This window comes from Herbidospora sp. NBRC 101105, from assembly GCF_030269205.1.
Classification (GTDB): Bacteria; Actinomycetota; Actinomycetes; order Streptosporangiales; family Streptosporangiaceae; genus Herbidospora; species Herbidospora solisilvae.
The window spans coordinates 683,801-709,568 of record NZ_BSSX01000002.1 but is presented as its reverse complement, the minus strand read 5'-3'; the positions used below and the strand labels follow the sequence as shown (position 1 = coordinate 709,568).

The window sequence follows — 25,768 nt, the reverse complement described above, 5'->3', positions numbered from 1 at the left end:
TGTCTCGGGCGTCCCTCTCGGCGCCGGATGTCTCATGCCGTGACCGAAGGGAGCCGCCTCAGGCGCACGGCCACGGCGAGCATGGTCATCCCGTGCCACAACCCGCCCGTGTAGCTCCCGTGCGCGCTCACCGGCACCCAGATCGACAGGGCCACCCCCAGCGTGGTCGTCATGACCTGGCTCGTCGCGATCAGGACCGCCGTCCACCGGGGGAACACCCCCGCCCGCCAGGTGGCGGCGCCGAACACCACCAGCCCGGCGCAGAACACCAGCGGACCGACCGGGAACGACAGGAACGTCAGGGCCTCGGTGCCGAGCACCAGCCCCACGTTCCCCGTGATCGCGACCGCCGCCCCCGCCACGATCAGGGCGAGCCCGGCGAGGCCGCCGCGCCCGGTCCGGTCGCGCTGCGCCATGTGCACCCCCAGCAGCGTCACGGTCAGCAGCGTCCACGGCACGAGGACCAGGGCGTCGCGGAAGTCCGCCGGTTCGGGCCGGACGACCGACTCGGCCCCCAGGCCGAACCAGCCGAGCGCGCTCGCCGCCCCCGCCACGGCGAACGGGGTGAGCTTCTCGGAGGACGACGTCATGCCCCCTGCCTGAGGGAGGGGGCCGGTGATTCGCCGGAGAGGGGTCTCGTCGTCATGGGTCCACCCTGGAGCGCCCCGCCGCGCCCGCGCATGAGTCCCTGATCACGGCTGACCCGGGACTTCTCGTCCCATGACGACGGGACGTCCCGGATGCGACGATGTGCCGGATGAACAGCAGGAACAGACGCATTCTCGGTGATTCCGGATTCGCGGTCGCCGGGCTGATCCTGCTGTTCGTGGCGGGGGCGCTCGCCGTCGAGCCCACGCTGCGGGAGCTGGGGGTGGCGGGGTTCGTCGAGCGGTTCGACGCGTTCCGGGCGGTCACGGCGGTCGCGTTCGGGGTGCCGGGGGCGTTCGTGGTCACCCGCAGGCCGGAGCTGCGGGTCGGGTGGCTGCTGCTGGCGGTCGGGTTCGCGCAGGGGTTCTCGCTGGCCGCCGGCGCCTACGGGCTCGTCGGGATCAACGACCGGCCGCTGCCGTTCGACGACGAGCTCATGTGGGTGTCCGACTGGTTGTGGGTGCCGCCCTACCTGGCCGTGCCGACGTTGTTCCCGCTGTTCCTGCCCGACGGGCGGCTGCCCTCGCGGCGCTGGTGGCCGGTGGCGGCGCTGGCCGTGGCGGCGATGGTCGCAGGCTCGGCCGGCTGGGCGCTGACCCCGGCCCGGGACGTCGACGTGCCGGACCTGTTCCCGCCCGGCTACACCGGGGTGGTGCCGCCGTTCCAGCAGCTCGCGCCGCCGTTGCAGACGGTCGGGCAGGTCCTCGGGCTGGCCGCCGCCGTGGCCGCCATCGGGTCGCTCGTCTGGCGTTACCGGCGGGCGTCGGGGGAGGTCAGGCGGCAGGTGCAGTGGGTGCTGGCAGGGGGTCTGCTCACGCTCGCGGTGGTCGCGGCGGCCGCGCCGCCCGTGCTGGACAGCCCGGAGCTGATCGTGCTGGCGCCGGTCCCGCTGCCGGTGGCGCTCGCCGTCGCGGTCCTGCGGCACCGGTTGTGGGACATCGACCTGCTGCTGGCCCGCACCCTCAGCGTCGCCGCCCTCGTGGTGACCCTCGTCGCCGTGTACGCCGCAGGCGCCCTCCTCCTCGGCAACCTCTCCCCGCTGGCCCTGGCCGCGGCGGCGGTGCTGGCGCATCCGGCGTACACGAGCATCCACCGGCGGGCCAACCAGGTGGTCTTCGGCGAGCGCGACGACCCGGTGGCCGCGCTGCGCCGCCTCGGCGACCGGCTCGCCGGCGCCGGGCACCCCTCCGAACTGCTGGAGCAGGTCACCGAGTCGCTGGGCCGGGCGTTGCGGGTCCGGTACGTCGCCGTCGAGGAGGACGGCGAGGTCGTCGCGGCCTGGGGCGAGCCCGGCGGCCCCCTGGAACGGGTCCCGCTGCGGCACCGGGGCGCGGAGACCGGCACGCTCGTCGTCGGCGAGCCGCTGCGCCGCCGCGACCGCACCGTGCTCACCGAGCTCGCGCCGCACATCGCGGTGACCGTGCGGGCCCACCGCCTGGCCGCCGACCTCGAACGGTCGCACCGGCGGCTGCTGGCGGCCCGCGAGGAGGAGCGTTCCCGCCTCATGCACGAGCTCCACGACGGCGTCGGCCCCACCCTGGCCGCCCTGGCGTTCCAGGCCGACCGGGGCCGCCGCCAGGTCCCGGAGGCGGCGGAGCTGCTGGCCGGGCTGGCGACCCAGATCAGGGCGACCGTGGTGAACGTCCGGGCGATCGTCAACGACCTGCGCCCGCCGCCCCTCGACGACCTCGGGCTGGCCGGCGCGCTGGAGGAACTGGCCGGGCGGTTCGCCGGAGGCCTGGCCGTCGTCGTGCGGACGGGGAGCACGCCGCCGGTGCTGCCGGCCGCCGTCGAACTGGCCGCCTACCGGATCGCCGCGGAGGCGCTGAACAACGCCGCCCGCCATTCGGGCGCGTCGTGCTGCGCCATCGAGCTGGACGTCTGCGAAGGTGGCTTGCGACTCCGGATCGACGACGACGGCTCCGGACTGCCCGAGCCGGTGCGGCCCGGGGTCGGGCTGTCGTCGATGCGCCGCCGCGCCACCGACCTCGGCGGCACGTTCGACCTGGTCACCGAGCCCGGTGGCGGCACGTCCGTCCGCGTCGTCCTGCCCTGGGGGGAGCGATGAAGGTCCTCGTCGTCGAAGACCACCCGATGTTCGCCGACGGCCTGGTCGCCCTGCTCGGCGACCTCGACGGCGTGGAGGTCGCCGGGCACGCCGCGACGGGAGAGCACGCCGTCGAGTTAGCCCGCGAGACCCGGCCCGACGTCGTGCTGATGGACCTGCACCTGCCCGGCATGAGCGGGGTCGAGGCGACCCGCGTCATCGTGGCGGAGCTGCCCGGCGTGGCGGTGCTCGCCCTGACGATGCTCGGCGACGACGCCACCATCCACGACATGGTCCGGGCCGGCGCGCGCGGCTACCTGCTGAAGGAGGCCACCCCCGAGGAGATCGCCCGCTCGGTCGCCGCGGTCGCCGCCGGGCAGGTCGTGTTCGGCCACGGGGCCGGAACCCGCGTGCTGGCCGCGCTTTCGAAGCCATCGAAAAGGTCAAGGCCGTTCCCGGAATTGACCGAACGCGAATCGGAGGTGCTCACCCTCCTCGCGCGCGGGCTGACGAACCACGCCATCGCCAGAAAGCTCGTCCTCAGCGAGAAAACCGTCAGAAATCACGTCTCCAACATCTTCACGAAACTCGGCGTGACCGACCGCGCGGCGGCCGTTGCCCGAGCTAGAGACGCCGGTATGGGGGAATGAGGGTGATTCCTCCGGGTAACGCTCCGAGTATGAACGTTCTCGGCATCGACATCGGCGGCTCCGGAATCAAGGGCGCGCCCGTTGACACGAAAACGGGCGAACTCACGGCGGAGCGCCATCGAATTCCGACCCCGCAGCCGGCAACGCCGAAGGCGATCGCGGAGGTCGTGGCCAAACTCGTCGACCACTTCCAGTGGACCGGTCCGGTCGGCATCACGTTCCCGGGAGTGGTGGTCGACGGAGAGATCCGGACCGCCGCGAACGTCGACAAGTCGTGGATCGGCGTCAACGCCAACAAGCTGTTCGGCAGGAACCTCGACAGCGTCATGGTCATCAACGACGCCGACGCCGCCGGTCTGGCGGAGATGGCCTTCGGCGCGGGCAAGAACAACCAGGGCGTCGTCCTGGTCCTCACCATCGGCACCGGCATCGGCAGCGCCCTCTTCGTGGGCGGCAAGCTGGTGCCCAACACCGAGTTCGGCCATCTCGAGCTCAAAGGTAAGGAAGCCGAGTCGAGGGCGTCCGACGCCGCCCGCGACAAACGCGACATGTCATGGCAGAAATTCGCGAAGCGCATCGGTCAGTACCTGCGCCACATGGAAATGCTCTTCACTCCCGCCCTGATGGTCATCGGGGGCGGCATCAGCAAGAAGAGCGACAAGTACCTGCCCATGGTCGACCTGCGCACCCCGGTCGTCCCGGCCATGCTCCTGAACGAGGCCGGCATCGTCGGCGCGGCCCTGGCCGCCGAGGAGACCATGGCCCCGAAGCCGCGCACCACCACCCGCCGCACCACGTCGCGCCGCACCACCACGACCGCGGCGAAGCCCCGCGTCGCCCGCGCCACCACGGGCGCGACCCGCAGCGCCGCCCGCAGGTCCGCCGCGACCACCCCGAACCGCGGCACGTCGTCCCGGTCCGGCACCACGACGTCCCGCCGAGCCGCCACGTCCGGCACGTCGAGAAGCCGCACGACCGGCACCTCCCGCACGGGCACCTCCCGGACGACGGGCACCTCCCGCACGGGCACTTCCCGGACGACGGGCACTTCTCGCACGGGCACGACCCGAGCGACCGGCGCTTCCCGCACGACGGGCACCTCTCGCACCGGCACCTCCCGTGCGACCGGTACCTCTCGCACCGGAACCTCCCGCACGACCGGCGCCTCTCGCGCGGGCACCTCAGGGACCACCACGTCGCGCGCCACCACCGGCCGTTCGACGACAGGGCGGGCGACCGCGGGCACGGCCAGGACCTCGCGCACTCCCGTCGCGCGTTCGACCGGGAGCTCGCGGACGTCCACGCCGCGTTCCGGCACGACCTCCCGCACCTCCACGACGCGCTCGAACGGCACGTCGTCCGGCCGCTCGAACGGAACCTCGACCAGCCGCTCGACCTCGGGCCGCTCGACCTCGGGCCGCTCGACCTCGGGCCGCTCGACCTCGGGCCGCTCGACCTCGGGCCGCTCGGCCTCGGGCCGCTCGACTCCGGCCGCGCGGACGTCGCGGTCGACCGGCTCCGCCCGGAACTCCACCAGTCGCTCGAACGGCACTCCGGCGACCGGTTCGAAGTCGGCCGCGCGCCGGACCGCGAGTTCCGCCGGGGGCACCACACGCCGGTCGGCGACGCCGAAGCGGGCGTCCGGGTCGCGCCGGACGAGGGGCTGATCCGGGGCCCCGGCCAGATGGAGCCGGCCGGGCCCTTATTACGTGAGGTGACAGCACCGGGGGTGCTGACCTGGAGGCCAGGCAGCACCCCGCAGGGTCGTCACGCGCTCTTCGCGTAGGGCGCCGCCTCCGGCACGCAGAAGGTGATCGCCTTCGGCACGACCTTGACCTTGAGCTTGTCCGCCCGCCCCCGGGCGCCGCCGTCCATCTCGTACGTCGTCGGCTCCGCGAACCGGACCGTCACCTTGCGCGCCCGGGTGATACGCAGGAACGGCGACTCGTCCGACCGTCCGGTCGACATCTGGCCGAGGGTGCGAGCCCACTCGATCGGCCCCTTGGCCGTGGACACGCCGACCTCCAGCCACCCGTCGTCGGGCTTGGCGTCGTCGAACGCCTCGATGCCGCCCCCGACCGTGCCGACGTTCCCGAACAGCACGCAGGACGCGTCGCCCTCGAACCACCGCTCGCCGTCGAGGTCGATGGTCGTGGCGACCACGCTCGACCCGGCGTGCCGCAGGCCCGTCCACCAGTAGGCGAGCTTGCCCATGCGCTCCTTCAGGCCCCGGTCGGCGTCGGCGATCATCTCGGCGTCGAACCCGGCCCCGGCCATCACGGCGAAGTGCTCACCGTTGAGCCGGCCCAGGTCGAGCCGTTCGCGCCGGCCGTGGAACCCGATCCGGACCGCCTCTTCGAGGTCGGCGGGCACGCCCAGGTTGTGGGCCAGGAGGTTGGCGGTGCCGGCGGGCACGACGGCCACCGCGGCCTTCGACCCGGCCAGCACGTCGACACAACGCTGCACGGTCCCGTCGCCGCCCCACACGAAGACCAGCTCGGCGCCCTTCTTGAGGGCGTCCTTGGCGGCCTTCGGGGCCTTCTTGCTCTTCGGCACCTCGTACCAGAGCAGCTCACCGTCATGGTGCTCGGCCAGCAGCGACCGGAGGCGGTCGAGACCCCCGCCGAGCGTCTTCTTCTGATGCGCGACAACAGCGATCGTCTTCACGCGCGCAGTGCTACCCGCCAAAGTGCCGCACATGCCCGGCCATCTAACCCTTAATTCCTACTTGTATAGGTGGTATTGTTCTCGGCAACGACGAGGAAAGGGGACGACCATGACCCATGCGACAGTCATCGATCTCATGGCTCGCCAGCGCGACATCGCCGGAGCCGACCCCGGCGAAGGCGCCGTGCTGGGCGTCATCCCCGTGCCGGAGACGGGCGCCTCCCTGGTCGTCGTCGGCTACCTGGTCGGCGACACGGGCAAGGTCCCCCGTCCCGCGCGCGAGATCGAGATCGACCGCGACAGCCGCACCGTCACCGCCGACGGCGCCGAGATCGACCTGACCTACCGGGAGTTCGAACTGCTCGACTACCTGGCCGCCGCCCCGGGCCGCGTCTACAACCGCCGCCAGCTTCTGGCCGCCGTCTGGGACCGCTACGACGACGCCGGCGCCCGGACGGTCGACGTCCACATCCTGCGCCTGCGCCGCAAGCTGGGACGCCACGCGGGCCGGATCGTCACGGTGCGTAACGTGGGTTACAAGTACGCCGGGTAAAAACCATTGGCTGGAGGGCCGGGCAAGCTGCCTATCCTTGAGGATGGGATGAACACGCTCTCCGATCTCCAGACCCGCCTGTCCGGCCTGATGCTGCGCGACCAGCGGCGGTTGCGCCGCCGCGTCGACGGCGTGCGCAAGGTACGCGACCCCAAGGCCCGCCAGAAGATCCTCACCGAACTGTCCGGCGAGGTCGAGACCGCCGAGGCACGGGTCGCCGCCCGCCGCGAGGCGATGCCGGCGATCGGTTACCCTGCGCAACTGCCGGTCAGCCAGCGCAAAGACGACCTGCTCGACGCCATCCGCGACAACCAGGTCGTGATCGTGGCGGGGGAGACCGGGTCGGGCAAGACCACCCAGCTGCCCAAGATCTGCCTGGAGCTCGGGAGGGGCGTACAGGGGCAGATCGGGCACACCCAGCCACGCCGCCTCGCCGCCCGCACCGTCGCCGAGCGCATCGCCGAAGAGCTGAACATCGAGCTGGGCGGGGCCGTCGGCTACAAGGTCAGGTTCACCGACCAGTCGAGCGACAACACGCTGGTCAAGCTGATGACCGACGGCATCCTGCTGGCCGAGATGCAGACCGACCGCTTCCTCAGCCAGTACGACACCCTCATCATCGACGAGGCCCACGAGCGCAGCCTCAACATCGACTTCATCCTCGGCTACCTGAAGCAGCTGCTCCCCAAGCGCCCCGACCTGAAGGTCGTCATCACCTCGGCGACCATCGACCCCGAACGCTTCTCCCGCCACTTCGACGACGCCCCGATCATCGAGGTCAGCGGCCGAACCTATCCGGTCGAGGTCCGCTACCGCCCGATCGAAGACGAGCAGGACGACCAGACCCAGGCCATCGTCGACGCCGTCGACGAACTGGTCGCCGAGGGGCCGGGCGACATCCTGGTCTTCCTCAGCGGCGAACGCGAGATCCGCGACACCGCGGAGGCGCTGAAGGGCCGCCGCGAGGAGGTCCTGCCGCTCTACGCCCGCCTGTCGGCAGCCGAGCAGCACAAGGTCTTCCAGCGCGGCTCGCGCCGACGGATCGTGCTGGCGACCAACGTCGCCGAGACCTCGCTGACCGTGCCGGGCATCAAATACGTCATCGACCCCGGCACCGCCCGCATCTCCCGCTACAGCCACCGGCTGAAGGTGCAGCGGCTGCCGATCGAGCCGATCTCCCAGGCGTCGGCCAACCAGCGGAAGGGCCGCTGCGGGCGTACCAGCGACGGCATCTGCATCCGCCTCTACGGCGAGGACGACTTCACCGGACGCCCCGAGTTCACCGACCCCGAGATCCTGCGCACCAACCTGGCCAGCGTCATCCTCCAGATGACCAGCCTGGGCCTGGGCGACATCTCGGCGTTCCCGTTCGTCGAGCCGCCCGACCAGCGCCAGGTCAAAGACGGCGTCAACCTGCTCCAGGAGCTCGGCGCCCTCGACGCCAAGGGCCTCACCCCGATGGGCCGCAAGCTCGCCCAGCTCCCGGTCGACCCCCGCCTGGCCCGGATGGTCCTGGAGGCCCAGACCAACGGCTGCGCCCGCGAAGTGATGATCATCACGGCGGCGTTGTCGATCCAGGACCCGCGCGAGCGCCCCGCCGACAAGCAGCAGGCCGCCGACGAGAAGCACCGCCGGTTCGCCGACAAGGAATCCGACTTCCTGACCTACCTGAACCTGTGGCGCTACCTGCGCGAACAGCAGAAGGAACTGTCGTCGAGCGCGTTCCGGCGGCTCTGCAAGGCCGAATACCTCAACTACCTGCGCGTGCGCGAATGGCAGGACATCGACGCCCAGCTCCGCTCGGTCGCCCGTACCCTGGGCGTGGTGCTCAACACGGCCGACGCCGACCCGCAGCGGGTGCACCTGTCGCTGCTCGCCGGACTGCTGTCGCACATCGGCGTGAAGGACGTCGCGAAGAAGGACCAACCGGGCGGCCGCCGCCCGATGACCGAGTACATCGGCGCCCGCAACGCGCGCTTCGCCATCTTCCCCGGCTCGGCGCTGGCCCGGCAGCAGCCCCAGTGGGTCATGTCGGCCGAACTCGTCGAGACGAGCCGCCTGTGGGCGCGGGTGAACGCCAAGATCGAGCCGTCGTGGATCGAACCCCTGGCCCAGCACCTGGTCAAACGCACCTACAGCGAACCGCACTGGGAGAAGGACCAGGCCGCCGTGATGGCCTACGAGAAGGTCACCCTGTACGGCGTCCCGATCGTCACCGAGCGCAAGGTCAACTACGGCCGCATCGACCCCGAGCTGGCCCGCGAGCTGTTCATCCGCAACGCCCTGGTCGAGGGCGACTGGCGCACCCACCACCGCTTCTTCCACGAGAACCGCAAACTGCTCGCCGAGGCCGCCGAACTGGAGGAGAAGGCCCGCCGCCGCGACATCGTCGTCGACGACGAGACCCTCTTCGACTTCTACGACCAGCGCATTCCGAACGACGTGGTCTCCGGCGCCCACTTCGACGCGTGGTGGAAGAAGCAGCCCGACAAGTCGTCGCTGACCTTCACGCCCGAGATGCTGGTCAACGAGAACTCCGGCGTCTCCGCCCAGGACTACCCCGACGCCGTCCGCCAGGGCGGCCACCGGATGCGGCTGACCTACCAGTTCGAACCCGGCACCGAGGCCGACGGCGTGACCGTCCACGTCCCGCTGTCGGTGCTCAACCAGGTGACCGACGCGGGCCTCGACTGGCAGATCCCCGGCCTGCGCGAGGAACTGGTCACCGCCCTGATCCGGTCGCTGCCCAAGCACCTGCGCCGCAACTTCGTGCCGGCCCCCAACTACGCCAAGGCCGTGCTCGCCCAGGTGAAACCCGGCAGTGAGCCCCTGCTCGACGCCCTCGAACGGGAGCTGCTGCGGCAGACCGGCGTCGCCGTGCCCCGCGACGCGTGGAACGTCGAGGCGCTGCCCGACCACCTGCGGGTCACCTACCGGGTCGTCGACGACAACCGCCGCACGGTCGCCGAGGACAAGGACCTCCAGGGCCTGAAACGCCGCCTCGCCCCCAAGATCCGCGAGACCCTGTCGGAGGCCGCCGACACCCTCGAACGGACCGGCCTGACGTCGTGGACCATCGGCACCCTCCCGAAGGTCTTCGAACAGGGCCGCCTCAAGGCCTACCCGGCGCTGACCGACCAGACGACCAGCGTCGCGGTCCGCATGTACGAGACGGCGGCCGAACAGGAGCGCGCCATGTGGGCCGGCACCCGAAGGCTGGTGCTGCTCAACGTGGTGAACCCCGCCAAGCAGATCCTGCGCGGCCTGTCGACGGCCGAGAAGTTGTCGCTCTCCCGCAGCCCCCACGGCGGCGCCCCCGCCCTGTTCGACGACTGCGTCGCGTGCGCCGCCGACAAGCTCATCGCCGACGCCAAGGGCCCGGCCTGGGACGAACTGGCCTTCACCGCCCTGCTCGACCAGGTCCGCGCCGACCTCTACAGCGTGACCTGGGAGACGGTCACGAGGGTGGAGAAGGTGCTCGGCGTCTGGCACGCCGTCCAGAACCGGCTCCAGGGCCCGCCCGACATCGTGGCCGACGTCGACGATCAGCTCTCCTCGCTCGTCTACCCGGGCTTCGTCCTGGAGACCGGCTACCGCCGCCTCCCCGACCTGCACCGCTACCTGCGGGCCGTCGAACGGCGGCTGGAGAAGCTGCCCGACGACGTCCACCGCGACCGCACCCTGATGCACCAGCTCCACGACCTCGAAGACGACTACCGCGACCTGGTCGCGGGCCTGCCCCCGGTCCGCCGCACCGCCCCCGCGGTGGGCGAGATCAGGTGGATGCTGGAGGAACTCAGGGTCAGCTTCTTCGCCCAGCAGTTGGGCACCCCGACCCCCGTGTCGGAGAAACGCATCAGAAAGGCGATGGCCCAGCTATGACGATCCGCTCCGTGGTGCTCGACGTCGGCGAGACCCTGATCGACGAGTCGCGCATCTGGTGGCGCTGGTCCAAGCGTCTCGGCGTGACGCCGCTGACCTTCATGGGCGCCCTGGGCGCGATGGCCGCCACCGGTGGGTCCTACCGCCAGGCGTTCGAACTGGTCGCCCCCGGCCGCGACATCTCCGCCGAACTGGCCGCGTGGAAGAAGGACGACCCCGACGGCCTGCGCGAGAACTTCGACGCCGACGACCTCTACCCCGACGTGCGGTCGTCGCTGGCCGCGATGCGCGACGCCGGCTACCGGGTCGTCATCGCGGGCAACCAGCCCATCCAGGCCTACGACCAGCTCGTGGCCATGGACCTGCCCCACGACGGCATCTACACGAGCGCCGGGTGGGGCGTCTCCAAGCCCGCGCCCGAGTTCTTCGGCAAGGTCCTGGCCGTGACGGGCCACGCGCCGGAGGAGATCCTCTACGTGGGCGACCGGATGGACAACGACGTCCTGCCCGCCCTGGCGGCCGGGATGAAGACGGCGCTGCTGCGGCGCGGGCCGTGGGGATACCTGCACGCCCGCCGCGACGACGCCGCGAAGGCCGACATGATCGTCGACAGCCTGACCGAACTCGCCGAGCGGCTCGGGTAGCTACCTGCGCGTCAGCGTTCCGGTGTAGGAGAGCAGGCCGAGGTCGTCGTTCCAGACGTACTCGGCCTGGTCGCCCTTCAGGGTCAGCACCACGTTCCCCGGCACGCACTGACCGCCCAGCCCGTCGAGCCGGAACTCGGCCGACTCGGCCGACGCCTTCGTGAGCGTCAGGGTGCCCTCGCACGGGTCCTCGGACCACTTGCCGGTGGTCTCGCCCGCGTCGAGGTCGATGGAGATGTCGTGCTCGCTCATGACGGGGTTGGACGGCACGATGTGCCCTTCCCACCTGCCGTCGAAGGCCTCCGGAAGGCCCGAACCCGCCGGCGTCTCGCCGGACTGCGCCTCAGGGGTCAGCGTCGACCTGACCGTGGTCGTCCCCGGTTCCCCCTGCTCGGGCGCGAGCAGCGGCGGGACGACGATGACCGCCACCGCGAACAGCGCCGCCCCGAGCGCGGCGAAGGCGAACGCGAGCGCCTTCCGGTTGCCGGGAGTCGAGGGCCGCTCGGCAGCGCCGGATGGCACGCCTCCCCGCGTCGGGTGTCCCGCCCAGGCGGGCGGCTCGGTGAACCGCCGCCGATCGGGGTCGTCGGCCCAGAGGTGGGGCGCCGGATCACTCGAACCACGGAGGTCGCCCGGCCCGCCCCCGGCCGCCGCCTCGCCCGCGCGTAGCGGGTCGGGGGCCGCGCCCACCAGCGTCAGCAGCAGGTCGCGTGCCGAGGGCCGGACCGTGGGGTCCTTCGCCACGCACCGGGCCACCAGTCCCCGCAGCGGTGCGGGCACCCCCGACACGTCGGGGTCCACGGTCATGATGCGGTGCAGCACCGAGGCCACCGAGTCGGAGCCGAAGGCCGCGCGGCCCGTCGCGGCGTAGACGATCGTCGCCCCCCACGCGAACACGTCGGAGGCCGCCGACGCCGGGTGGCCCGCGATCTGCTCGGGGGCCAGGTAGGCGGGGGTCCCGATGGGGCCGCCGGTGATGGTCTCGCTCTCGCTCGGCCGGGCGATGCCGAAGTCGACCACCCGGGGCCCGTCTGGGCCCAGCAGCACGTTGCCCGGTTTGAAGTCCCGGTGCACCACCCCGGCCGCGTGGATGGCCGCCAGCGCCGTCGCCGTCCCCACGGCGAGCCGGTCGAGCTCCCCGCCCGTCAGGGGCCCGGAGGAGGAGACCCGCTCCTGCAGCGAGGGGCCGGCGACGTACTCCGAAACCACGTAGGGCCGCCGCCCGGCCACGTCGGCGGCCAGCACCCGCGCCGTGCAGAAGGGCGCCACGTCACGCAGGGCGGCCAGTTCGCGGGCAAGCGAATGCCGGACGCCGTCGTCGGCCCCGCGCAGCAGTTTCACCGCCACGTGGGCCCCCGAGGGGGAGACCCCCAGGTAGACGACCCCCTGCCCGCCCTCCCCGAGGCGTCCGGTCAGCCGGTATTCGCCCAGGGAGCGCGGGTCGCCGGGGTCGAGCGGGGTCACCATGCCCCAAACGGTAGACCGTCAGCGGATCTCGTAGATCGCCGTCGTACCGGAAATCTCGTGACCCACCACGAGCAGCGGCTTATGGGTCGGGCTGTCGGAGGCGGGCACGAAGAGCACGCCCTCGGGGCCCGAGTCGCCGCCGGTGCCGGCCTCCACGTCACCCGCGAAGTTCCGGCTGTTCACGTAGTCGGCGATCTCCGGGTGGCGGGGGTCGGTCACGTCGAAGGCGACGATTCCGCCGACGCGCTCCAGGCCGGCGAAGGCGTAGGTGCGGCCCTTGACCTCTCCGACGGCCACGCCCTCGGGCTCGGGGCCCTTGTTGTCGCTGCGGGAGTCGAAGGACGTGTTCTCCTGGTCGGCGTTGAACTCGGCCGGGAGCTCCTTGGCGACGAGCCGCTCGATCTGGTCGCCCGAGTCCCACACGAGGCGGCCCTCGGCGTCGCGGACGGAGACGGAGCGGGCGCCGATGGCGTGCAGTTCGGTGGTGACGCCCTCGGCTTTCTTCGGCGAGGTCGAGGTCACGGTCAGGCGGCCGAGCTCGGCGTCGGCCTTGAGGGCGTCGGGGAGGGTCGTCTTGAGGTCCTTGACGCGGACCTCCTCGGCGAAGCACTCCCAGTCGCGGGCGTCGCCCTCGTTGGCGGTCACGAGGTAGGTGCGGCCGTGCGACTCGTAGGAGGCCAGCGCGTCGGGCTGGTACATGCCCTTGACCGGACGCGGCACGATGTTGATCCTGCCGTCCTTGTCGGAGGCGTCCAGGCCGCCGCCGGGGCGGTTGTGGTCCTTCAGGCCGAGCGGCACGACGTCCTCGACGCGGCCGGAGCGCAGGTCGACGATGGCGAGGGCGTTGTTCTCCTGGAGCGAGACCCAGGCGGTGCGCCCGTGCCTGTCGGTGGTGATGTACTCGGGCTCGAAGTCCTGGGCGGCGTTGGCCCTCGGGCCGTAGATTCGGATGCCCTGGGCGCGGAGCCGGTCCTCCTTGCCGATGTACTTGGTGAAGTCGGCCGTCTTCACCGACCCGCGGCGGACGTCCACGATGCTGATCGAGCCCTCGGGGTCGACGTCGCCGTCGCAGTAGCCGGACGGCTCGCCCTCGTTGGCGACCAGCACCTTCGAGCCGTCGGGGGTGAAGGTCAGCATGTCGGGCAGCGCGCCGACGGTCACCGACCGGAGCTTCTTCAGGGTGGCGGCCGAGAAGAGGCCGACCGTCCCCGGCTTGGTCTTGTCGCCGGCCTGCTGGGCGACGGCGACGAGGCCGTTCTTGACGGCGACGCTGTTGGCGCCGGGGGTCTGCAGGGTGCCGGCCTTCTTGGGGGCCCTCGGGTCGCGGATGTCGAGCACGTCCACGGTGCCGTCCTGGGCGTTGACGACGAAGACCCGGCGGGTCTTCGCGTCGTACGCGGTGATCTCCGACGCGCCGGCGTCGAAGGCGCCGGTGGTGTACCGGCCGAGGAACTGCAGCGTGATGCCCTTGTGGGGGGTCGCCGCCGCGGGGGTGGCGGCGAGCAGCCCCGCGACGAGCGCGCCGGTGAGGAGGGTCCTGTTGTGCATGCGCGAAAGCGTGGCGAAACCCGGTGACGCGGCGCTGAATGCGCGGTGGCCCGAGGGTGAAACGGATGTCTCAGACGATCTGGGACAACCGGATCGAATAGGCCAGTTTCCTCCGGCCCGCGTCGCTCAGGTGGATGTGGTCCCCCGAATCGTAGGAGGCGCGCAGCTGGTCGGGGTACGCAGGGTCGCGCAGCGCCGCGTCGAAGTCCACCACGGCGTCGAACGCCCCGCTGGTGCGGATCCACCGGTTCACCTGCTGCCGCACCGCCTCCCGCTCCTCGGTCCACGCGGGGTAGCCGTAGAAGGGGGTCAGCGTGGCGCCGACGACGCGCACCTTCTGCCGGTGGGCCAGCCGGATCAGGCTCTTGTACGCGTTGATCAGCGGCGCCGCCGAGGTGTAGTCGCCCTTGCAGATGTCGTTGATGCCGGAGAACACCACGACCGTCTTCACCCCCGGCTGGCCGAGGGCGTCGCGGTGGAACCGCTGCACCACACTCGCGCCGGTCACCGGCTGGAGCAGCCGGTTGCCCGAGATGCCCACGTTCAGCACCGAGGCCCGGCCCCCGAGCCGCTTGCTGAGGAAGTCGGTCCAGCGGCGGTTGGAGTCGGTGGGCTGCCCGGCGCCGTCGGTGAGCGAGTCGCCGATGGCCACGATCGCGGGCACCTTCGCGGGCGCGGTGACGGCCACGCGGTCCAGGAAGTACCACTGCGTGCTGGTGTAGCTGAACTTCCACGCGTCGTCCTTGGCGGCGTGGTCGCCCGGGTCGGACAGGAAGGTGGTCGCGTAGGCCCTCTCGTGGCCCGTCACCCGCGTGTGCGTGCCCGGCACGAACACGCTGACGACCAGGTCGCTGCCGGCCGCGTAGCGCTTGGGCAGCGGGTCGCTCCACACCGCCTTGCCGGCCGGGATGCGGACGTAGTTCCGGCGGCCGAAGAGCACCGGCTGGTTGGTGCCGGTCTCGATCTCCGCGCCGTAGGCCTGGAGGCCGGCGTGGATCGACCGCAGGACGACCGGGGCCGAACCGTACAGGTTCGAGAGCCGGATGCGCAGGCCCGAGCCGCCCGCGGAGAGCCGGACGATCATGCGCACGGTCTGCCCGCCGATCGCCGTCGGCAGCCGGTCGGTCGCGGCCGACCAGGTGCCCACCAGGTGGGTCTTCGGCGCGGCCTCGGCCTGCGCGGGGGTGACTAATCCCGCGACCAGCACCGATATCAGAACGATCACCCGGACGACCGGCCGCGACATCCCTCTCCCCTGAACGTTCGATCTCTGAGACGCCATACATTACGGCCATTTGGCCCAGGAGACGGTTGGTTGCGGATGAATGGTGACAGGCGTGCTTGAATCCTGACTAGATCACTTTCGTGAGGGGACCCCCAGGATGTCGGAAGCTCCCCGCGACGACGACGACCGCCTGCCGTCGAAGCGCCGTTCGTCCGTCGCCGCCCCCGCCGCCGTCGGCATCGTGGCCGCCGTCGCCAGCGCCATGGCGGCCGTCACCAACATCTGGGACCTCCCGGTCGCGGCCGGGCTCGGCATCACCGGGGTGGCCGCCGCGCTCGCCGGGGTGCTCGCCTGGGCCACCGCCGACCCGTCCGGCCGCCGCGAGCGCGGGGCCAAAGCGGGCGGCACGCCCGTCCCGGCCGAGCTCCCGCCGGTCATCGCCCACTTCACCGGCCGCGCCGACATCCTGGCCGAGTTGCGCGAGCTGTTCGCCCGGCGCGACGGCGACTCCCCGATCGTGGCGTCCCTCTACGGCCAGGGCGGCGTCGGCAAGTCGGCGCTGGCCTCCCGGTTCGCCCACGAGATGATCGGCCGCTACCCCGACGGCCAGCTCTACTTCGACCTGCGCGGCGCCGACGGCGCGGTGCGGCCGGAGGAGGTGCTGATGGCCTTCCTGCGGGCGCTGGGCGCCCGCCTCACCACCGACGTCGGCAGCCTGCGGGAACTGCAGAAACTCTGGTGGACGTGGACCACCGGCCGGCGCCTGCTGATCTTCCTCGACAACGCCCAGGACGGCGACCAGATCAAGGACCTGATCCCGACCGAGCCGCGCTGCGCCGTCATCGTCACCTCGCGCAAGTCGCTGATGCTGCGCAACACCTACGACGCCCAGCTGCAGGCGTTCACCGAGGCCCAGGGCGTCGAGCTGCTGGCCCGCCTGGCGGGGTCGGAGCGGGTGGCGGCCGACCTCGACGCCGCCCTCGGCATCGTCCGGGCCTGCGACCGGCTGCCCCTGGCCATCAGCATCTGCGGCGGCCGCCTGGCCACCCGGACCCACTGGTCCCTCTCCGACCTGCACGACCGCCTCGACGACGAACGCCGCCGCCTCGACCAGCTCGAAGTGGGCCGCGAGATCGACAAGAGCGTCCGGGCGTCGGTGCAGCTCTCCTACGACGAGTGCACCGGCACCCAGCGCCGCCTGTTACGCCTGCTGGCCCGTTTCCCCGCCCCCGACGTGCCCGGCTGGGTGGCCGGCGACCTGCTCGACGTCTCCGAGACCGACGGCGCCGACCAGATCGAGGCGCTCGTGGCCAGCCATCTGGCCGAGGTGACCGGCCGCGACCTGACCGGCCAGACCCGCTACCGCCTCCACGACCTGGTCCGCCTGTTCGCCCAGGAACAGCGCGCCGACCACGCCCCCGCCCGGCACGCCGCCATGGAACGGGTCCTGTACGGCTACCGCCGCCGCGCCGAGGCCGCCGCCGCCATCCGCTGGCCGCAGGACTGGAGCCCCCGCCCCGGTACGCACCCCACCACCCACCCGGCTGAGGAGATCACCTGGCCCCGCATCGAGGCCTCCGGCTCGGCCATCCGCGTCCTGAAGAGCCCCGAGATCACCTCGGGCACCTGGTTCTCCGCCGAACGCCTGTCGCTGCTGTCGGCCGTGCAGACCGCCCAGGCGGAGGAGATGTGGGACCTGGCCTGGGGCATCGGCCGCGCCTTCTGCTCCCTGTGCCACTCGCTGCGGGCCTACTGGTCGGACTGGCAGGCCGTCGCCGACGTCATCTGCGAGGCCGCCGAACGGATGGACGACCCCCGAGCCCTCGGCATCGCCCTGCTCGAACGCGCGGCCGTCGCCGGGGGAGTGGGGCGCGGGGAGGAGGCGCTGAAGGACGCGCAACGCGCCCTCGACCTGCTGACCGAGCAGAACGAGGCCTGGTGGGCGGCCCGCGCCATGCGCGCGGTCGGCATGACCCTGTTCACCAGCGGCCACCTCGACCGGGGCCAGGAGTACCTGATCGGCGCCATCACCGCCTTCAAGGCCGGGGGAGACGGCTGGTGGACCGCCCGCACCCAGCGCAACCTGGCCGAACTCCGGCTGGCCCAGCGCGGCTACACCGAGGCCCGGGAGTTGCTGGAGGAGGCGCTCGGCACCTTCCAGCGGGCCGGCAACCGCTACTCCGAGGCGCAGACCCAGCGGGCCCTGGGCGAGGTGCTGGGCGCCGAGGCCCGGATGCTGCTGACCCGGGGCGACGCCCACGCGGCCGAACGCAACTTCGTCCTGGCCGCGAACGCCCTCGGGTTCGCCATCCGCTCTTTCCGCGACCGGGGCGAGGAGTGGGAGCAGGCCCGCAGCCTGCGCGCCGCCGGGGAGATCGGCGACCCCTCGAACATGCTCACCGAGCACGCCAACGTGCGCGACGCCAAGGAGATGCTGGCCAAACTGGGCGATTCCTGGGGCGTGGCCCGGTCGGAGGTGAGCGAGGGCCGGGTGCTGGAACGCCTGGGCCGGGTCGACGAGGCGGTGGCGATGCTGCGCGGGGCCGTCCACGACTTCGAGGCCCTGGGCGACCGGTGGTGGCAGGCACGGTGCCTGCGCACCGAGGCGGAGGTGCTGATCAGGGCCAGCCGCCTGACCGAGGCCTACACGCCCGCCCGCCAGGCCCTGGACATCTACCTGCACCTGGGCAACGAGTCGGGCGCCCGCCGCGCCCGGGAGGCACTGGACCAGGCCAGACCGCCCCGCTGAGGGGGTACGGAAGGTTCATATAGGGGCCATGTGACTGACATTAGCTACCAGATAGGCTCATAAGTGATGAATGAGAATGGGCGTTGGATAGTTCTCGAAGGCGCGGTCAACGTCCGGGACCTGGGGGGCCTGCCGACCGTTGACGGCGGCGTCACCCGTTCCGGCCAGGTGCTGCGCGGCGACAACCTGCAGAGCCTCACCCCGGCCGACGTGAACCTGCTGGTGGCGGAGCTGAAGCTGCGCCACGTCATCGACCTGCGGTCGAACACCGAGGTCCGGCTGGAGGGCCCCGGCCCCCTCACCGGCGAAGCGGCCGTGGAGATCCACCACCACACGCTCTTCGCCGAGGGCGGCCTGTTCACCGACGCGGCCAGCGACGACCCCGACGAGGCCGAGATCGCGGAGCTCGACGAACGCGCCCTCCCGTGGGCCGACGCCGAGCGCCTCGACCCCGAACTGCGCGTCACCGGCCACTACTACGGCTACCTGCGCGACCGCCCCGACTCCGTGGTGGCCGCGCTCCGCGTGATGGCCCACGGCGACGGCGCCGCGCTGGTCCACTGCGCGGCCGGCAAGGACCGCACCGGCGTGCTCTGCGCCCTGGCCGAAGAGGTCGCCGGCGTGACCCGCGAGGCCATCGTGGCCGACTACGTGGCGACCGGCGAGCGCATCGCCGCCATCCTGGAGCGGCTCCGCTCCAGCGACACCTACCGCGTCGACCTCGACTCCAAGCCCGCCGACAGCCACATCCCCCGCGCCGAGTACATCGAGCACTTCCTGGAGATCCTCGACACCCGCTACGGCGGCCCGATGGGCTGGCTCGCCGAACACGGCTGGACCGACGACGACACCGCCGCCCTGCGCTCACGCCTGCGCGACTGAAAAGCTCTTCTTCCGTTACGGCTCCGCCTGGCCGGCCACCCGACCAGGCGGGACCACCCGAGTCGCGAAGGCCGGCACGATGACGACTCTCCGAGGGACCGGCCTCCTCGACTTCGCCCGGCACTTCTTCGGCTGGGCGAACGGCTGGGAAGACTGGGCCTCGGCCGGCGTGACCATGGAGCCCGATCCCACCGGGCGCTCCGATGTCGCGAACTGGACGATGCGGGCACCCGGCCACCAGGGGCGGCTGGTGCTGTCGGGCGACGGCCGGGCGGTTCTGGAACTCCTTGAGGTGGCGACGGGCCGATCACACGTCGAACGGCGCGAGGTCGACACGTCGGCGGACTTCGACGAGATCATGATGACCATCGCCGACTGGGTGACTCCACCGGCAGGCGGTTCTCTCCTGGACCTGGCCCGGGAGTACCTCGCCGAAGCGGGTGCTGACGACGTCGACGACGCCCGCCCCTATCTCCGGGCGGCGATGATCCGGTGGCTGCCCGAATTCGAGCTCGACATCAGGCAGACGGAGCGCGAGCACGACTTCATCGAGCCCGACTACCCGCTCTCCTATCGCGAATTCCTGCAGATTCTCTGGGACCGCCTCTGGCCGGCCATCGAGAACAGGGACGCGGCGACGCTCTCCCGGCTCGCCGGGCTCATCCTGGAGATCGCCGCCGAGAACCCAGACCCCGACAGGACGTATCTCCGGGGACTGGCCGAGGAGATGATCCTCGAATCGCTCGGGTTCTACTACGCGGAGATCCGCGACGTACTGCCCGGGGAACTCCGAGACGCGGCCGAGAGGTATCACGGGCCGAACTCCTACTCGCCCGCCGACGACCCCGACGGCCCGCTGTTCCCTAACCGAGAGTGATCACGCGGCCCTCGTCGGCGGAGACCCGCGCCGCCCTGAGCACGGTCAGGGTCTCGGCCGCCGACTCCGGGGTCACGGGCGGCGGGGCCTCGCCCCACAGTGCCCGGACCACGCCCTCGTAGAAGGCGCGGTAGTTCCCCGGCTCGGTCGGCACCCGCTCGTCGCCCACGAAGCCGGGCTCGCCGTCGCCGAATCCCGGCTCGGCCGGGCTGCGGCCGGCCCTCAGGCGTTCCTCCTGCGGGTCCATGCCCCACTTCACGTACGCGGCCTCCGAGCCCAGCACGCGGAACCTCGGTCCCAGGTCGGCGGCGACCGCGCTCACCCACAGGTGGGATCGTGCGCCGTTGGCGTGGGTCAGGGCGATGAAGCTGTCGTCGTCGGCGCGCACGCCCTCGCGCCGGATGTCGGCCTCGGCGTAGACCGAGGTCACCGGGCCCAGCAGCTGGAGGGCCTGGTCGACCAGGTGGCTGCCCAGGTCGTAGAGGAGACCGGCGAGGTCTTCCGGGCCGCCCTGCTCGCGCCAGCCGCCCTTCGGGACCGGACGCCAGCGTTCGAAGCGCGACTCGAAACGGCGGATCTCGCCCAGGCGGGGGCGGAGCCGCTCGATCGTCAGGAAGTCGCCGTCCCAGCGCCGGTTCTGGAAGACCGTCAGCAGCAGGCCCCGCTCGCGGGCCAGCGCGGCCAGCTCCAGGGCCTCCTCGGCGGTCGCGGCCAGCGGCTTGTCGACCACGACCGGCAGGCCGGCGCGCAGCGCCTCCCCGGCGATCGGCACGTGGGTGCGGTTGGGCGAGGCGACTACGACGAGGTCGACCAGGGGATGGAGGTCGGCGGCGTGCCGGACCACGGCCACGCCGGGGCCGATGCGGGCCGCCTTCTCGGGGTCGCCCGTCACCACGGCGGCCAGCCGCAGGCCGGGGGTGGCGGCGATCAGCGGCGCGTGGAAGAACTCGCCGGCCGGGCCGTATCCGACCAGCCCGACCTTGATGTCGTCAGCCATCCCGGTCGTCGCGCTCCGCGAGGAAGGCCTCGAACTGGGCGGCCAGTTCGTCGCCCGTCGGCATGGGGGTCGACTCGGCCAGCAGGTTGTCCTTGCCGGCGGTGAAGGCGTCGTACTGCTGCTCCAGTCCCGCGATGGCGCCCGACAACTCGGCGCTGGCCTGGATCTGCTCCTCGATCTCGGCGGTGGTCTTGTCGGCGGCGTCGCGGAGGGCGTCCATCGGGAAGACCAGGCCGGTGCCCCGCGTGATCGCCTCGAGGGCGGTCACGGCGGCCTGCGGGTATTCCGCCTGGGCCAGGTAGTGGGGGACGTGGATCGAGTAGCCGAGGGCGTCGTGGCCCTTGGAGCCCAGGCGCAGTTCGAGCAGGGCCGCCACGCTGCCGGGGACCTGGACCTTGCCGAACGGGCTCACCTGGCCGTTGATCAGCTCGGGGCGGCTGCCGTGGGCGGTCAGGCCGATCGGGCGGGTGTGCGGGACGCCCATCGGGATGCCGTGGATCGTCACCATCTTGCTGATGTTCAGCCGGGTCGCCAGCATGCCGATGGCCTCGGTGAACAGCTCCCACTCGCGGTCGGGCTCGGGGCCGGTGAGCAGCAGGAACGGGGTGCCGGTCAGGTCGTGGGCCAGGTGGAGCGACAACTCCGGCATGTCGGCCTCGACCCAGCGGTCGGTGTCGAAGACCATGATCGGCCGCCGCGAGCGGTAGTCGATCAGGCGGTCGACGTCGAAGGTGGCCACGACCCGGTGGTCCAGCTCCGCCATCAGGTGCCCCAGAGCCAGCCGTCCGGCCCCGCCCGCGTCGACGAAGCCTTCGAAGTGGTAGAGCATCACCGGATCGGTCAGCTCGGGGACGTCACCGTCGAGCCGGTAGAGATCCGTCGGGTCGTACACGACTGGCAGCCTTTCTCACGGTCTGTCTCATCTACAGAACCTACGGCGAGGTGAATCGATTCCACGCCGTTTCGGGGACCCTACCGTTGGACAATAGGGCGCATGGAGCCGGATCAGGAACTCGTCGACTTCGCCACCCGGCTGTTCGGCTACGCCCGCGCCGGGCAGACCGCCGAACTGGTCGCCTACGTCGACGCCGGGGTGCCGGCCGACCTGCACAACGAGAACGGCGACACCCTGCTCATGCTGGCCGCCTACCACGGCCACGCCGACACGGTGCGGGCCCTGCTCGACCGCGGCGCCGACCCCGGGCGGCCCAACGACAAGGGCCAGTCGCCCATGGCCGGGGCCGTGTTCAAGAAGAACCACGACGTGGTCAGGGCCCTGTTCGAGGCGGGCGCCGACCCCCACGCGGGCCGGCCGTCGGCCGCCGACACCGCGCGGATGTTCGGCGACACGACCGCCCTGGAGATCTTCGGAGAGGCCTAGAGCGACTCCAGCTCGCCGAGGGCCACCGCGATGGTGTCCTCCAGCGACAGGGCCTGCCCGGCGGTGAACAGGCGGTCGAACTCCTCGACGCCCAGGGTCTCGCGGCACTCCTTGATGGTGCGCTTGAAGTCGTCGCTCAGGAAGGGCGAGCCGAGCTGGGCCAGCCCCGAGGCCCGCCAGTTGTGCTCCGAGGCGCCCAGCAGGTAGGCGGCGTGGGCGACCTCGCCCGACGAGGCGGCGTGGCGGGCCATCGTCTCCAGGCACAGCAGCACGCCGGGCACGTCGTGGAAGTGCCGCTTGATCCGCAGCGCCTCGCGGGCGCTGGTCTTGACCTGCTCGGGCCGGCCGGTCTCGATCTCGATCAGGGCCTGTATCCAGACCGCGTAGGAGCGGATCCACAACTCGCCCCGCTCGTTGCAGATCTTCAGGCAGTCCTGGACGAGGGTCTCGGCCTCCATGTAGTCGCCCTGGTAGGTGAGCACCAGCGCGAGCTCCGCCACCGCCGGGAGCAGGCCCGGGTTGAGCTCCCGGCCGCTCTTGTGGAACTCGATCGCCACGCCGAGCAGCGCGGTGGCCCGCTTGAAGTCGCCCTTCAGCATGGCGCTGGTGCCGAGCATCTTGGTCGCGAAGATCACCGCGCCCGAGTCGCCGACCTCCAGCGCCTCCGAGGAGCACTTCTCGGCCGCCTCGGTCGCGCCGTCGTGGTCGCCCTGCATGTTGCAGACGTAGGCGAGCGTCCACAACGCCCGGCAGCGCTCCTTGCTGGCCTGCCGCGCCATGCCCAGGGCACGTTCGAGGTAGTGGCGGCCCTCGCGCATGAAGCCGCAGGCCACCCACATGAACCAGAGCGACGACAGCAGTTCGAGGCCGATGCGGTGCTCACTGTGCGCCGACAGGCAGTAGTCGACGGCCGTGCGGACGTTGTCGTGCTCCTGCCGCATGCGGACGAACCAGTGCACCTGGCGCGGGCCCGACCAGGCGTGCTCGCCGCGTTCGGCGAGCTGGAGGTAGTAGTCGCGGTGGCGGCGGCGCAGGTTGTCGGTCTCGCCGAGCTTGTCGAGCCACTCCTCGCCGTACTGGCGCAGGGTGTCGATCAGGCGGTAGCGCTGGCCCGACACGGTGTTGTAGCTGAGCAGCACCGACTTGTCGACCAGGCCGGTGATGACGTCCATGATGCGGTCGGGCGGCAGCGTGTCGCCGGCGCAGACGTAGCGCGCGGCGTCGAGCTCGAAGTCGCCCGCGAAGACCGACAACCGCGCCCACAGCAGGCGCTCGGCCGGTTCGCACAACTCGTGGCTCCAGCCGATCGCGGCCCGGAGCGTCTGGTGGCGCGGTAACGCGGTGCGGGAGGCGCCCGCCAGCAGCGAGAACCGGTCGGTCAGCAGCCCGAGGATCTGGTCGACCGACAGGGCCCGCAGCCGGACCGCCGCCAGCTCGATCGCCAGCGGGATGCCGTCGAGCCGCACGCACAACTCGGCGACCGACGTGACGTTGTTCTCCTCGACCGTGAAGTCGGGCACCACGGCGGTGGCGCGCTGCCGGAACAGCTCCACGGCGTCGTTGTTGTAGGGCGACTCGGCCGGGTCGTCACCGGGCACCGGCAGCGGCGGGATCGGGATGACCGACTCGCCGGCCGCGTTCAGCGACCGGCGGCTGGTGGCCAGCACCTTGAGGTTGGGGTTGCGGCTCTGCAGGTCTTCGATCAGCTCGGCGCACGCCTCGACCATGTGCTCGCACGTGTCGAGGATGAGCAGCACGGTCCGGTCGCCCAGCCAGTCGGCCAGGGAGTCGCCGCTGGTGCGGCTCGACTGGTCGGCCAGGCCCAGCGCGGTGCGGACCGTGTGGTGGAGCATCGAGGGGTCCTGGAGGCGGGCCAGGTCGACGTACCAGATGCCGTCGTCGAACTGCGGGCGCAGCTGATGGGCGACGCGCAGGGCGGTGCGGGTCTTCCCGACGCCGCCGATCCCGGTCACCGTGACCAGGCGCGACTGCTGGATGCGCTGTCTGATCTGGGTCAGTAGCCGCGACCGCCCGACGAAGCTGGTGAGCTCCGCGGGGAGATTGCCGTCTCTTCGCCAACCTGCTGGGGTCGCCATGCCGCCTCACGGGGGTGTCGCGTTCCGGCTTGCACCTGCTCCGGCATCGTACCTTTAGTAGCTTTTGGCCGTGGGGAGCGTGGTGGAGATACCTCATCCGGCTCCCGCCCTTCGCTAGGCTTGGAGCCATGTCTGAGCCGCAGCCCGATGAACTGCGCCCGGTCGACCTGTCCGACGACGGCCTGCCGGTGCTCCCTGACCAGACCATCGACGACACCGATCACGGATGGGGCGAGTGGCGGGAGTCCGACGACGACGCCCGTCTCCTCGAGGGCCGTCCGCCCCATTGGTGATCATGCAAGCTGGTCCCACCACCACGTTATGGCGGGCAGCGGCAGCGGGTCGAGGCGGTCGTCGCTGGCCCGCTCCTTCCACGTACCCGGCATCGTGACGGGGTCGGCCTCGGCCCGGTCGGTCGGGTTGCGCGGGTCCAGGTAGCGGCCGGTGCTCATCGCCCAGGCCAGGTAGCCCCTGATCCACTCGCCCAGGCCGTAGACGTAACGGTCCAGTTCGGGTGACGCGCCGGCGCGCACCTCGTCGCCGACCTTCAGGAACAGGGTCATCACGCGGTCGCGCATGCGCACCGCCTCGGCCGAGGCCTCCTCGACCGACAGGCCGCCCGAGGTCAGCACGCTGACCAGGTTCTGGATCTGCGGATAGCCGTAACGGTGCTGCCGGTACGACTCCTTGTTGAACGAGATCAGGTCGTTGTCCCACGCGATGATCGCGTTGGCCATCTCGGTGAGCGCCCGCACCCTCGCGTCGGCCATGTCGTCGGCGCTGACCTCGTAGCCGGCGCTGATGTCCACGAACATCACGCTGGCCCCGCACGCGCTGGCGTTCAGCCACATGGTCACGTAGTCGTCGACGGGCGGGATCCGCCCCTCCAGCCGGTTGGCCGTCTCCCAGATCAGCCCGAAGAGGTACTTGCGCTGCTCCTCGACCCAGCGGGCGAGCTGGACCGGGGTGGCGGTCCGCTCCATCCGTAAGCGGATGTCCCGCAGGCCCTCGGCCCACGGGTCGTCGGTGAGGATCCGCGCGGTGGGCGCCTCGACGATGCGGGTCAGTTTGCTGACGAACTGCACGAACGCGTCGAGCGACATCTCATGGACACGTTCGTCGCAGTACATGTCGTCGAAGGTGAACAACCAGAAGACGTAGTCGGCCGCGAGGCGCAGCCCTTCTCCGCGTCCGTGCGGGAGCGCCAGCGCGGCGCAGTGCCCGATGCGCTGGGCGGCGAGGTACTGCCGTTGTTCGGGGGAGCGGAAGAGGCCGAAGTCGTCCATCCATTTCACCGTGGCACGGTCCACATCGTCGGCCTCGGGGGAGATGGCGTACGGGAAGGGGCAGTAGAAGGAGGGGACATCCAACCGGGGCGACGAAACGACACTGGTCACGAGCAGGTCCTTCCGATTTCGTCTGGCCGGGCGCGACAAAAGTGAACCGGCGATGGCA

20 protein-coding genes are annotated in these 25,768 nt (G+C 71.5%); 11 read left to right on the top strand and 9 right to left on the bottom strand.

What is annotated here, in order from left to right:
• Positions 1 to 32: 32 nt before the first annotated feature.
• Positions 33 to 590 carry a hypothetical protein gene (locus QSK34_RS12055; protein ID WP_285583252.1) on the bottom strand — a complete coding sequence of 186 codons (558 nt, stop codon included), beginning with the start codon at positions 588 to 590 and terminating at the stop codon, positions 33 to 35.
• A 167-nt stretch (positions 591 to 757) separates the two neighbouring features.
• Here QSK34_RS12055 and QSK34_RS12050 point away from each other — a divergent pair, with 167 nt between their 5' ends.
• Genes QSK34_RS12050 through ppgK form a run of 3 tightly spaced genes read left to right on the top strand, consistent with a single transcriptional unit; the run spans position 758 to position 5,012 of the window.
• On the top strand, positions 758 to 2,716 hold the full coding sequence (locus tag QSK34_RS12050) for a sensor histidine kinase (RefSeq protein WP_285583250.1): 1,959 nt from the start codon (positions 758 to 760) through the stop codon (positions 2,714 to 2,716).
• Positions 2,713 to 3,345 carry a response regulator transcription factor gene (locus QSK34_RS12045; protein ID WP_285583248.1) on the top strand — a complete coding sequence of 211 codons (633 nt, stop codon included), beginning with the start codon at positions 2,713 to 2,715 and terminating at the stop codon, positions 3,343 to 3,345. The genes QSK34_RS12050 and QSK34_RS12045 overlap by 4 nt, the downstream gene beginning before the upstream one ends.
• Before the next feature lie 29 nt (positions 3,346 to 3,374).
• Positions 3,375 to 5,012: a polyphosphate--glucose phosphotransferase gene (gene ppgK, locus QSK34_RS37760; protein ID WP_353051379.1), complete on the top strand. Its 1,638-nt coding sequence runs from the start codon at positions 3,375 to 3,377 to the stop codon at positions 5,010 to 5,012.
• A 100-nt stretch (positions 5,013 to 5,112) separates the two neighbouring features.
• On the opposite strand, the gene QSK34_RS12035 is transcribed toward ppgK, so the two are convergent.
• Positions 5,113 to 6,012, bottom strand: a complete 900-nt coding sequence (locus QSK34_RS12035; RefSeq protein WP_285583245.1) for a diacylglycerol/lipid kinase family protein — start codon at positions 6,010 to 6,012, stop codon at positions 5,113 to 5,115.
• Positions 6,013 to 6,121: 109 nt separating this feature from the next.
• Here QSK34_RS12035 and QSK34_RS12030 point away from each other — a divergent pair, with 109 nt between their 5' ends.
• From QSK34_RS12030 to QSK34_RS12020, 3 genes are read left to right on the top strand one after another with little or no spacing between them, the layout of a single operon-like run.
• Positions 6,122 to 6,565 (top strand): winged helix-turn-helix domain-containing protein, encoded by a 444-nt coding sequence (locus QSK34_RS12030; protein WP_285583243.1) that lies wholly within the window; start codon positions 6,122 to 6,124, stop codon positions 6,563 to 6,565.
• 48 nt (positions 6,566 to 6,613) lie between these two features.
• Complete coding sequence (gene hrpA, locus QSK34_RS12025) at positions 6,614 to 10,447, top strand: ATP-dependent RNA helicase HrpA (RefSeq protein WP_285583242.1); 3,834 nt, start codon at positions 6,614 to 6,616, stop codon at positions 10,445 to 10,447.
• Positions 10,444 to 11,091, top strand: a complete 648-nt coding sequence (locus QSK34_RS12020; RefSeq protein WP_285583240.1) for an HAD family hydrolase — start codon at positions 10,444 to 10,446, stop codon at positions 11,089 to 11,091. Before hrpA ends, QSK34_RS12020 begins: the two co-directional genes overlap by 4 nt.
• Here QSK34_RS12020 and QSK34_RS12015 read toward each other — a convergent pair whose 3' ends face one another.
• The 3 genes from QSK34_RS12015 to QSK34_RS12005 all read right to left on the bottom strand — a co-directional run bounded on the left by QSK34_RS12015 (position 11,092) and on the right by QSK34_RS12005 (position 15,331).
• Complete coding sequence (locus QSK34_RS12015; protein WP_285583238.1) at positions 11,092 to 12,558, bottom strand: serine/threonine-protein kinase; 1,467 nt, start codon at positions 12,556 to 12,558, stop codon at positions 11,092 to 11,094.
• An 18-nt stretch (positions 12,559 to 12,576) separates the two neighbouring features.
• Positions 12,577 to 14,106, bottom strand: a complete 1,530-nt coding sequence (locus QSK34_RS12010) for a choice-of-anchor I family protein (RefSeq protein WP_285583236.1) — start codon at positions 14,104 to 14,106, stop codon at positions 12,577 to 12,579.
• Positions 14,107 to 14,176: 70 nt separating this feature from the next.
• On the bottom strand, positions 14,177 to 15,331 hold the full coding sequence (locus tag QSK34_RS12005) for an SGNH/GDSL hydrolase family protein (RefSeq protein WP_161478972.1): 1,155 nt from the start codon (positions 15,329 to 15,331) through the stop codon (positions 14,177 to 14,179).
• A gap of 157 nt (positions 15,332 to 15,488) precedes the next feature.
• Here QSK34_RS12005 and QSK34_RS12000 point away from each other — a divergent pair, with 157 nt between their 5' ends.
• From QSK34_RS12000 to QSK34_RS11990, 3 genes are all read left to right on the top strand, one after another.
• Positions 15,489 to 18,080: an ATP-binding protein gene (locus QSK34_RS12000; protein ID WP_285583233.1), complete on the top strand. Its 2,592-nt coding sequence runs from the start codon at positions 15,489 to 15,491 to the stop codon at positions 18,078 to 18,080.
• 66 nt (positions 18,081 to 18,146) lie between these two features.
• A complete protein-coding gene (locus QSK34_RS11995) occupies positions 18,147 to 18,962 on the top strand; it encodes a tyrosine-protein phosphatase (RefSeq protein WP_285583231.1) in 816 nt (271 codons plus the stop codon).
• A 79-nt stretch (positions 18,963 to 19,041) separates the two neighbouring features.
• A complete protein-coding gene (locus QSK34_RS11990) occupies positions 19,042 to 19,839 on the top strand; it encodes a hypothetical protein (RefSeq protein ID WP_285583230.1) in 798 nt (265 codons plus the stop codon).
• Here the strand turns inward: QSK34_RS11990 and QSK34_RS11985 are convergent.
• Positions 19,826 to 20,836 carry a Gfo/Idh/MocA family oxidoreductase gene (locus QSK34_RS11985; RefSeq protein ID WP_285583228.1) on the bottom strand — a complete coding sequence of 337 codons (1,011 nt, stop codon included), beginning with the start codon at positions 20,834 to 20,836 and terminating at the stop codon, positions 19,826 to 19,828. The two genes, QSK34_RS11990 and QSK34_RS11985, sit on opposite strands and share 14 nt — an antisense overlap.
• A complete protein-coding gene (locus QSK34_RS11980; RefSeq protein WP_161478976.1) occupies positions 20,829 to 21,728 on the bottom strand; it encodes a proteasome assembly chaperone family protein in 900 nt (299 codons plus the stop codon). The genes QSK34_RS11985 and QSK34_RS11980 overlap by 8 nt, the downstream gene beginning before the upstream one ends.
• Positions 21,729 to 21,830: 102 nt before the next feature.
• Here QSK34_RS11980 and QSK34_RS11975 point away from each other — a divergent pair, with 102 nt between their 5' ends.
• Positions 21,831 to 22,217, top strand: a complete 387-nt coding sequence (locus QSK34_RS11975; RefSeq protein ID WP_285583226.1) for an ankyrin repeat domain-containing protein — start codon at positions 21,831 to 21,833, stop codon at positions 22,215 to 22,217.
• On the opposite strand, the gene QSK34_RS11970 is transcribed toward QSK34_RS11975, so the two are convergent.
• Positions 22,214 to 24,313, bottom strand: a complete 2,100-nt coding sequence (locus QSK34_RS11970) for an ATP-binding protein (protein ID WP_285583223.1) — start codon at positions 24,311 to 24,313, stop codon at positions 22,214 to 22,216. The two genes, QSK34_RS11975 and QSK34_RS11970, sit on opposite strands and share 4 nt — an antisense overlap.
• Before the next feature lie 128 nt (positions 24,314 to 24,441).
• Between QSK34_RS11970 and QSK34_RS11965 the strand changes: the two genes are divergently transcribed.
• A complete protein-coding gene (locus QSK34_RS11965; protein ID WP_285583221.1) occupies positions 24,442 to 24,606 on the top strand; it encodes a hypothetical protein in 165 nt (54 codons plus the stop codon).
• Here the strand turns inward: QSK34_RS11965 and QSK34_RS11960 are convergent, their stop codons facing one another.
• Entirely contained in the window at positions 24,607 to 25,710 is a 1,104-nt protein-coding gene (locus tag QSK34_RS11960) for a terpene synthase family protein (RefSeq protein ID WP_285583219.1), read from the bottom strand. It abuts the gene before it with no gap.
• Positions 25,711 to 25,768: the final 58 nt, after the last annotated feature.